The sequence below is a fragment of the Nocardioides sp. genome, from assembly GCF_035481145.1.
Classification (GTDB): Bacteria; Actinomycetota; Actinomycetes; order Propionibacteriales; family Nocardioidaceae; genus Nocardioides.
This window is the reverse complement of sequence record NZ_DATIHB010000015.1, coordinates 1-7,839: the sequence shown is the minus strand read 5'-3', so window position 1 is coordinate 7,839 and position 7,839 is coordinate 1. Positions and strand designations below refer to the sequence as shown.

General features: G+C 70.2%; 6 protein-coding genes. 2 read left to right on the top strand and 4 right to left on the bottom strand.

Translation table 11 applies throughout. From position 1 onward, the window contains the following. The 4 genes from VLF38_RS01690 to VLF38_RS01675 all read right to left on the bottom strand — a co-directional run. Positions 1 to 411, bottom strand: a 411-nt coding sequence (locus tag VLF38_RS01690) for a hypothetical protein (protein WP_325269558.1), incomplete at its 3' end; no start/stop codon positions are given. Positions 412 to 698: 287 nt separating this feature from the next. Further along, positions 699 to 1,424, bottom strand: a complete 726-nt coding sequence (locus VLF38_RS01685; protein WP_325269557.1) for a TetR/AcrR family transcriptional regulator — start codon at positions 1,422 to 1,424, stop codon at positions 699 to 701. Positions 1,425 to 1,679: 255 nt separating this feature from the next. Further along, positions 1,680 to 3,482 (bottom strand): FlgD immunoglobulin-like domain containing protein, encoded by a 1,803-nt coding sequence (locus tag VLF38_RS01680; protein WP_325269556.1) that lies wholly within the window; start codon positions 3,480 to 3,482, stop codon positions 1,680 to 1,682. 19 nt (positions 3,483 to 3,501) lie between these two features. Next, positions 3,502 to 5,037, bottom strand: coding sequence for a hypothetical protein (locus VLF38_RS01675; RefSeq protein WP_325269555.1), 1,536 nt, complete (start codon positions 5,035 to 5,037; stop codon positions 3,502 to 3,504). A 169-nt stretch (positions 5,038 to 5,206) separates the two neighbouring features. On the opposite strand from VLF38_RS01675, the gene VLF38_RS01670 reads away from it, so the two are divergent. Together VLF38_RS01670 and VLF38_RS01665 are read left to right on the top strand one after the other, a co-directional pair. Further along, positions 5,207 to 7,132, top strand: coding sequence for an anthranilate synthase family protein (locus VLF38_RS01670; RefSeq protein ID WP_325269554.1), 1,926 nt, complete (start codon positions 5,207 to 5,209; stop codon positions 7,130 to 7,132). After that, positions 7,129 to 7,716 (top strand): aminodeoxychorismate/anthranilate synthase component II, encoded by a 588-nt coding sequence (locus tag VLF38_RS01665; RefSeq protein WP_325269553.1) that lies wholly within the window; start codon positions 7,129 to 7,131, stop codon positions 7,714 to 7,716. Before VLF38_RS01670 ends, VLF38_RS01665 begins: the two co-directional genes overlap by 4 nt. Positions 7,717 to 7,839 lie beyond the last annotated feature (123 nt).

The window sequence follows — 7,839 nt, the reverse complement described above, 5'->3', positions numbered from 1 at the left end:
GAGGTACGCCGGTGCGGCGGTCGCGACAGCCGATGCCGTCTTCGCTGCGGTGTCGGCGGCGGTCGCGACGGTCTTCGTCGCGGTCTCGACGGCCTCGGCCAGGGGCTGCGGCACAGCGGTGCGCGAACCCGTGAGCCTCTGGGTGACGTGGTCCAGCGGCAGCTCGTCGACGAGGGTGCCGACGTTCGCCAGGGTCTGCCCGAGCAGCGGGACGGGGCGGGGCGCCGCCGGCGCTGCGCTGTCGCCCGGCTTCTCGGTGGGCGCGGCCTGCGCCGTCCCTCCCAGCAGGACCAGAGCGACCCAGGCGAGCCCGAGCAGGACGACGAGGCGCCAGCAGCCGCGGGACATCGTCCACGCGCGGCGCTGGAAGCGCACCTGACCGCTGTGTGCGGTCGCAGTGGCTACAGCCATCGTCGAGTCTCCCGAGATCGTGTGCGCCGCCCGGCGCAAGAGGGTCACGTCAGTCACCGCGGACGCGGTGCTGCTGAACAGAAATGCAGCGTGCTGTTGTGCCTGTGACCTCAGATGCTCGGAATGCGACAGCTGTCGCCACCCAAGGCCTTGGAAAGTCGGGATCTCGGAATTCCCGAACTCCAATAGGCGTCATCCTGCACCCGGTTTTCGCCAGGTGTCCAGAGGTTCAGGAAAAACTTTCATGGCGCATTGGCAAATGCATTCTGCTGACTCGCCGGTAACCGTCAGCGACCGAGTTCGTCGTCCAGCAACGGCATCAGGCGGTCGAAGTCTCCGGCCTGGCCGAGGCGCGCGAGCCAGTCGATCACCGTGCTCCGGTAGAGGGACGCCGACGCCACCAGTGCCGGGTCGACGTAGCCCGTGACCTCCAGCGCGATCACTCCATGGAGCGACGCGCAGACCCGGGCGTGGAGCCACCGGAGCTCCGTCGGCCATGCCTCCGCCTGTGCGCGAACGCCGTTCGCGAAACCGCTCTCTGCAGCGGTGGGCAGGGGCGGCAGCGGCAGGTCGTGCTGCTGGCACAAGGCATGGAGGAGCCGGCCGAGCAGCGCGTCGGAGAGCTCCCGGACAGGAGCGCCTTCACTGCGCGGGCGAGCGAGCAGCATCCGGAACTCCTCGGGCCGTGCGAGCCCCCACCGGCGCAGGGCGGTCCAGGCCGCGAGCCAGCGGGCCGTCGTGTCGAATGCGGGCAGGTGCGCGAGGTCCGTCTGGACGTCGAGGGCCAGGCTCTCGTCGATCGCGGCGGCGACCAGGTCGCGCAGCTCGTCGAGGTTGGCGACGTAGCGGTAGAGCCCCGCCGGGCTGGAGCCCATCCGCGTGGCGACGCCGCGCACCGTGAGCTCCTGCCCGTGCGCGAGGAGCGTCCGGGCTGCCCGCACGATCTCGTCGTACGTCGCTGCGCGCCGGCGCGCCTGGCGGGTGGGGTGCGCGCTGCGGCTGCCCGTCGCCATGCGTCCCCTCCTGCCCCGATGCAGTGGTTTTCACGCTCAGGTGCGAACACTGTTCGCACCGATGCTCCCTCCGCGGGCGGTCCGGTATTCCGAGTAGCCGGGCCGCCCGCGTCGGTTGCTACCCGGGCTGGGCCCGGGCGCAGGACGACGGTAGCGATCTGTGCTCCTCGGTGGCGACGGAGACATTTCCGCTTTGCTCGGATCACCCGCATTTGTGCCGAAGATCCTTGCCGACGGAGGTGGCCGTCGACGGTGTCAGTCGCTGACGAGCGCTTCGTAACGCACGCGGACCGTGAACGACTTCACGTCGTACCGCCGGCCGTCCACCACGGCGGCCGACCAGTAGACCCACGGCGAGGCGGTGCCCCGGTCATGGATGAATCCGGAAGCCGCGCGCGTGAGACCGTGATGGGTCCCGAGGCCGGAGGTGAGGGTTGTCGCGGCACGCCATTCGTTGCTCGTGCTGAGGTAGGCCAGGCCCTGTCGGCTGGTGGGCCGCGACTTCGCCGCGCCGCCGTACTCCGAGACACGGACGTCGAGGTAGCGGCGCAAGTTCGAGGGCTTCGCGACGTACATGCCGTGGTGGGTCTCGGCGATGCCGGCGTTGAAGCCCTTCGTGCAGCGGGTGTTGCTGTAGAGCCCGAAGGAGCCGCTCCACCCGCGAAGTGACGGTCGGCGCAGCGTCGAGCACGAGCCGATGTACTTCCAGTCGGCGTAGGACGCTGCCGCGGTCTGGGTGCGCGTCCAGGTCCGGTTCGCGAGGTGCTTGCGGACCACGGTCACTGTCGTCGCCTTCTCGGACGTCGTGCCCGACCTGTCCGTCAGGTAGCCCTTCACCGTGTAGGTCCCCGAGGGGACCTTGGTGCCGCTGTTCGAGGTGCCGTTCCACCGTGCCTTGTAGCCATCCCACGAGTTGTCGGTGGTGGGGTTGAGGTCCCGCACCACCGTGCCGGCGCCGTTGATGATCTCGAAGCGGGCGCTGTCCGCCTCGGCCCACGTCGCAGGAGTGAGCGTCAGGACGGTGCTGTCGAGGTAGCCGTCCGCAGCGGGATAGACGGCGGAGGGACTGCGGGTGAGCGCGTTGATCACCGGGGCGGGGTTGGTGACCTCGAGGTGGAACTCCTCCGTGACCCGCTGTGTCGGCTCCGCGCCCCAGGCGGTCTCGATCCGCAATGTGTAGGCGCCGCTCTTGAGGTGGTCCAGTCCGACCTCGAAGGTGATCGTGCGGTCGCTGAGTGGCAGGTCGTAGAGCTTCGACGTGCCGCCGGCCACCGCGGCGCCTGAAGCGTTGAGGACCGTGGGGTGGATCGCGAGGCCCAGCGATGCTTCCGGATTGACGCCCGTGCCGCGCAGCTCGACGGCCGCGGTCACGCTCGGCGTCGCGTCCACATTGACCACGGCAGGCGAGGTCGACCACGGGTCTGGCAGGAACGCGTCCGCGGAGATCGGACGGTCGATCGTGACCTCGCGCTGCGTGAGTCCGTTGCAGGCGGAGATCCCGTTCGCGCAGCGGTTGAGGTAGACGTTCTGCGTGCCATCAACGGGAGCAGGTAGAACGGTAGGGGTCCCGTCGCCCGGGACGACGACCCCGTCGCCCGTGGCCGTCTGGGCCCACAGGTACCCGCCGCCGCTGTCGGTGATGGCGATGGTGAAGTCCTCCCCGGTGAACGGGTCGGCGGGCCACACCACCTCCGGAACGACGTCGCTCGCCTCGAACGGCTGCTCCTCCGTGAGCCCCGCGCAGCCGACTCCCTCGCTGGTGCATGTCTCGACCCGGACCCGGCCGCTGTCGAGGCCCCAGGTCTCGAGGTCGAAGTCGAAGGTCCCCGCTGCGGCTCCCTGCGTGGAGGCGGCGATCTGCCAGTAGTCCTCGGCCATCACGCGCACGACGACGTACGGCGCGTCGGTGGTCACCGTGCCGCGGACATGGCCGGGGGTACTGGTGTCGAGCGGCCCGATGGTCCCGGTGTACGCCGCGGAGGCCGGCGCGGCGGTCACGACCAGGCCGCCGAGGGTGACGCCGAGCGTCGTGAGAAGGGTGGTGACGCGTCGGGTCATCTCGGTCCTCCAGCGGATGTCAGTCGTTGACGAGCGCTTCGTAGCGCACGCGGACCGTGAACGACTTCACGTCGTACCTCCGGCCTTCGTAGGTGTACGCGTTCCAGAAGACGAACGGCTGTGTCGTGGAGCGATCGTGGAGGAAGGTCGATGCTGGCGCGGTGGCCCCGTGGTGGATGCCCAGGGTCGGGCCGTGCACCGTTCGTCCGCCCCACTCACCTGCGGTCGAGGCGTACATGACGCCGAGGCTGCTCCGTGGCCGCGACGTGGCCGCGCCGCCGTACTCGGAAACGCGGACGTCGAGGTAGCGGTGCAGGTTCGACGGCTTGGCCACGACGAGCGCGTGCTGGCTCTCGGTCCAGCTGGGGTTCCAGCCACTCCGGCACTTCGTGTTGCTGTAGAGCCCGAACGAGCCCGTCCAGCCCCGCAGTGAAGGCCGCCGGATCGTCGAGCACCGCCCGACGAACTGCTGGACGAACGAGGCGCGCGGCGTGACCGTCTTCGTCCAGGTGCGCGTCGCGAGGTGCTTGCGGACCACGTCGACCGACAGCGCCGCTGTCTCCTCGGGCGCGCGTGCGACGGAGTCGCGCAGCGTCACGACAGCGCGGAACGGGCCAGCCCAGAGGGTGTTGCCGTCGTCGTGCTTGCCGTCCCACTCGAAGAGGTAACCGTCGGTGGCGCTGGCCGAGACCGGCTCGAGGGTCCGGACGATCCCGTCCACCTCCCCATCCTCGATCTGCAGGGTGACCTCGTCGGCGTCGTCGAAGACCGCCGGCCTCGTCCTGAACCGGACGGTGTCGCGGTAGCCGTCCTTCGCGGGGTAGATCGTGGAGGAGCTCCGGGTGAAGCTCGCGATCTTCGGCGCGGGGTTGACGACCTCGACCTCGAACTCCCGTGTCGTGGTGGTGCCGGGTCGCGGGCCGACGACGGTCAGCCGCAGCTGGTGCAGACCGGAGCTCATGTGCTTCGGCATGAAGACCGCGTCGTATGTGCTGGTGGGCTGGGGGAGCTCCGCGTGGGTGTCCCAGTAGTCGACGTGCCCGACGGGATCCAGCCAGGTCACGAACATGCGGAGGTGGCCGACGCGGTTCTCGGTGTTGCCGACGGTGACGCGGATGCTGCTCTCCGGGTGCTCGGCGGCGACGATCGGTGACGGGTGCGCGAGGGCAGCCGAGACCGTCACCGGGCCGGCGTCGGCCAGGGTCACGCTGCGCTCGTCGGTGACCGTGCAGTTGGTCCAGTTGTCGTCACAGGCCGTCAGCTTCAGCGTGGCCGTGGTGCCCGGCTCCAGGACGAGGGCGTCGGCCGCGAAGGAGACGGGCTCGCCGGGGACCGGGGCGTAGGTCGGGTCGTCGGAGATCTTGCCGTCGGCGCCCACCAGCTCGACCCGGACCCGACCCGCGTCCGAGGTGAAGGTGCCGCTGACCTCACCGTCCACGCTCGCGTCGACGGTGTCGAAGGTGCCGGTCGCTGCGTGCGCAGCCGTCAACGGCAGTGTCGCGCCGCTGAAGGCGAGGCCCAGGGCGCTGACGAGAAGAATGAGGCGGTGACGCATGGTTCCCCCGAGGACGGACGACGGGGCCCCCGCGGCAACCGTCGAAGCATGATAAGTCGGACTTCTCCCCGTGTGCACCGCTTCGCGGGTCACGAGTTGGTGAACGCCGCGACTTCCAGCGGCCGGATATCGCGGGCCCGCGGAGGGTGCCCGTCGTTAGGCTTCGGCCATGACTTCGGTGCCCCCTGACCAGCCTGCCGCCGCCGCGGACGCCCGAGCCCTGCTCGACGCGATCACGGGGCGCGAGGCGTGGGCAGCGATCCGGTTGCGCGACTCGGCGACCGTGACCCTGATCGCGGGTGCACGATCCGAGGTCGAGTCGATCCTCGACATCCCGCTCGAGACCGGTGTGCCCGAGGCCGGGCGGCGCTTCGACCGGCTCGTCGCGATCCCGTTCCGCCAGGTCACCGAGCGCGGCTTCGAGGCGCACGACGACGGCACACCGCTGGTCGTCGTCACCATCGACGCCGAGTCCGAGGTGCCGGTCGCCGACCTGCTGGCGGCGCTGCCCGACGTACCGGTGGAGTTCGAGGACCGCGGTGGGTTCGAGTCGTCTGACGAGGACTACGCGAAGGTCGTCGAGTCGATCATCCGCGACGAGATCGGGCAGGGCGAGGGCGCCAACCTGGTGGTCGGCCGCCACTTCCGGGCGCAGGTCGCCCAGATGTCCAGCGACGTGGCGCTGACGGTCTTTCGTCGGCTGCTCGAGCGCGAGCGCGGTGCCTACTGGACCTATGTCTTCTTCACCGGCGACCGCTACCTGGTCGGGGCCAGCCCGGAGCGCCATGTCTCCGTCAACGGCGGCGACGTCCGGATGAACCCCATCTCCGGCACGTTCCGCATCCCGCGCGACGAGGCCGTGGATCGCAAGGCCGCCCTCCTCGAGTTCCTCAAGGACGAGAAGGAGATCTACGAGCTCTTCATGGTCGTCGACGAAGAGCTCAAGATGATGTGCGACATCTGCAACGAGGGCGGCCAGGTGCTCGGCCCCTTCCTCAAGCCGATGACGCACCTCGTCCACACCGAGTACCTGCTGGCGGGTCGATCGAGCCGCGACGTGCGCGAGATCCTCCGCGACACGATGTACGCCGCGACCGTCACCGGCTCGCCCGTGGAGAACGCCTGCCGCCTGATCAAGAAGTACGAGACCGAGGGCCGGGGCTACTACGCCTCGGCGCTCGCGCTGCTCGGTCGCGACGCGTCGGGCGAGCCGACCGCCGACAGTCCGATCATCATCCGCACGGCCGACGTGTCGACGTCGGGCGCGCTCAAGGTCACCGCGGGCGCCACGCTCGTGCGCGACTCCGACCCGGCGTACGAGGTGGCGGAGACGCACGCGAAGGCGGGCGGCATCCTGTCGGCGTTCGGCCTGGTGCCGGCCGCACCCGCCGCGCCGGAGGGGTCGATCGCCTCCCTCGCGCAGGACGAGGACGTGCTCCTCGCCCTGGGCTCGCGCAACCAGCGGCTCTCGAAGTTCTGGCTGACCGACCAGGGCGGCTCGGCGCCCGACGCGTCGCTGAAGGGGAAGCGGGTCGCGATCCTCGACGGCGAGGACGACTTCGTCAACATGATCCGCCACGTCTTCGCGGTGATGGGCATGAGCTCCGACGTCGTCGAGTTCGAGGACTACGCGCCCGGTTGCTTCGCGGCGTACGACCTCGTGATCGTCGGCCCCGGCCCGGGCGACCCGCGCGACGGTGACCACCCGAAGATCGCGGCGTTCCGCGCAGCGACCGACGAGCTGATCGGCTCGGGGCAGCCGTTCCTCTCGATCTGCCTGGGCCACCAGACGCTCTGCGAGCGGCTCGGCATCGAGCTGGGCTACAAGGACATCGTCTTCCAGGGCACGCAGTCGCCGGTGCCGTTCAACGGGCGGGTGGAGCGCGTCGGGTTCTACAACACGTTCGTCGGGCGGGTGGGTGCCGACGGGGCCCTGCCCGAGGGGATCACGGCGGACTACGACGAGCCGACCGGTGACATCCACCTGGTGCGGGGGCCGACGTTCCGCGGCATCCAGTTCCACGCGGAGTCGATCCTGACCGAGCACGGATTCGACCTGATCCACGAGCTCGTCTGCGAGCTCCTGGTCCCGTGAATGCCGCGGCTCCGCGCGTCGTGGTCGTGGACCACCACGACTCCTACACGTGGAACCTCGCGCACCTGATCGCCGCCGTGACCGGCTCGCTGCCCGACGTGGTCTCGCACGATGCGGTCGATCGGGACGACCTCGACGGGTTCACTCACCTCGTGCTGTCGCCGGGCCCGGGGTCGCCGCACGACCCGGCGTTCTTCTCGCTCGGCGCGGCGCTGATCCGCGAGGACGAGCGACCGATCTTCGGGGTCTGCCTCGGCATGCAGGGCATGGTCGCGGCGTACGGCGGCAGGGTCGATCGCATCGCGCCGGCCCACGGTGAGCTCGCCTCGGTGACCCACGACGGCTCAGTGCTCTTCGCCGGCGTGCCGGCCCCGTTCGCCGCGGTGCGCTACCACTCGCTCGCCGCGCTCGAGGTGCCGGCGGAGCTCGCGGTCACCGCCACGTGCGAGGCGGCCGACGGCTCCTCGATCGTCATGGGCGTGGCCCACCGGTCGAGGCCACAGGTCGGTGTGCAGTTCCACCCGGAGTCCGTCCTCTCGGCCTACGGCGAGCAGCTGGTCGCGAACTTCCTGGAGCTGGCGTGACCAGCCCCGAGGAGCTCTTCCGCGCCGTCGCCGCCTCCCACGACCGCGTCTTCTGGCTCGACGGCGGTGGTGCGCGGGCCTGGTCGTCGCGTCGCTCCGTGATCGGCTGGCTCGACGCCGACG

Coding starts and splice junctions, on each gene's coding strand:
- VLF38_RS01685 (WP_325269557.1), bottom strand. CDS start 1,424: ATGGCGACGGGCAGCCGCAGCGCGCACCCCACCCGCCAGGCGCGCCGG.
- VLF38_RS01680 (WP_325269556.1), bottom strand. CDS start 3,482: ATGACCCGACGCGTCACCACCCTTCTCACGACGCTCGGCGTCACCCTC.
- VLF38_RS01675 (WP_325269555.1), bottom strand. CDS start 5,037: ATGCGTCACCGCCTCATTCTTCTCGTCAGCGCCCTGGGCCTCGCCTTC.
- VLF38_RS01670 (WP_325269554.1), top strand. CDS start 5,207: ATGACTTCGGTGCCCCCTGACCAGCCTGCCGCCGCCGCGGACGCCCGA.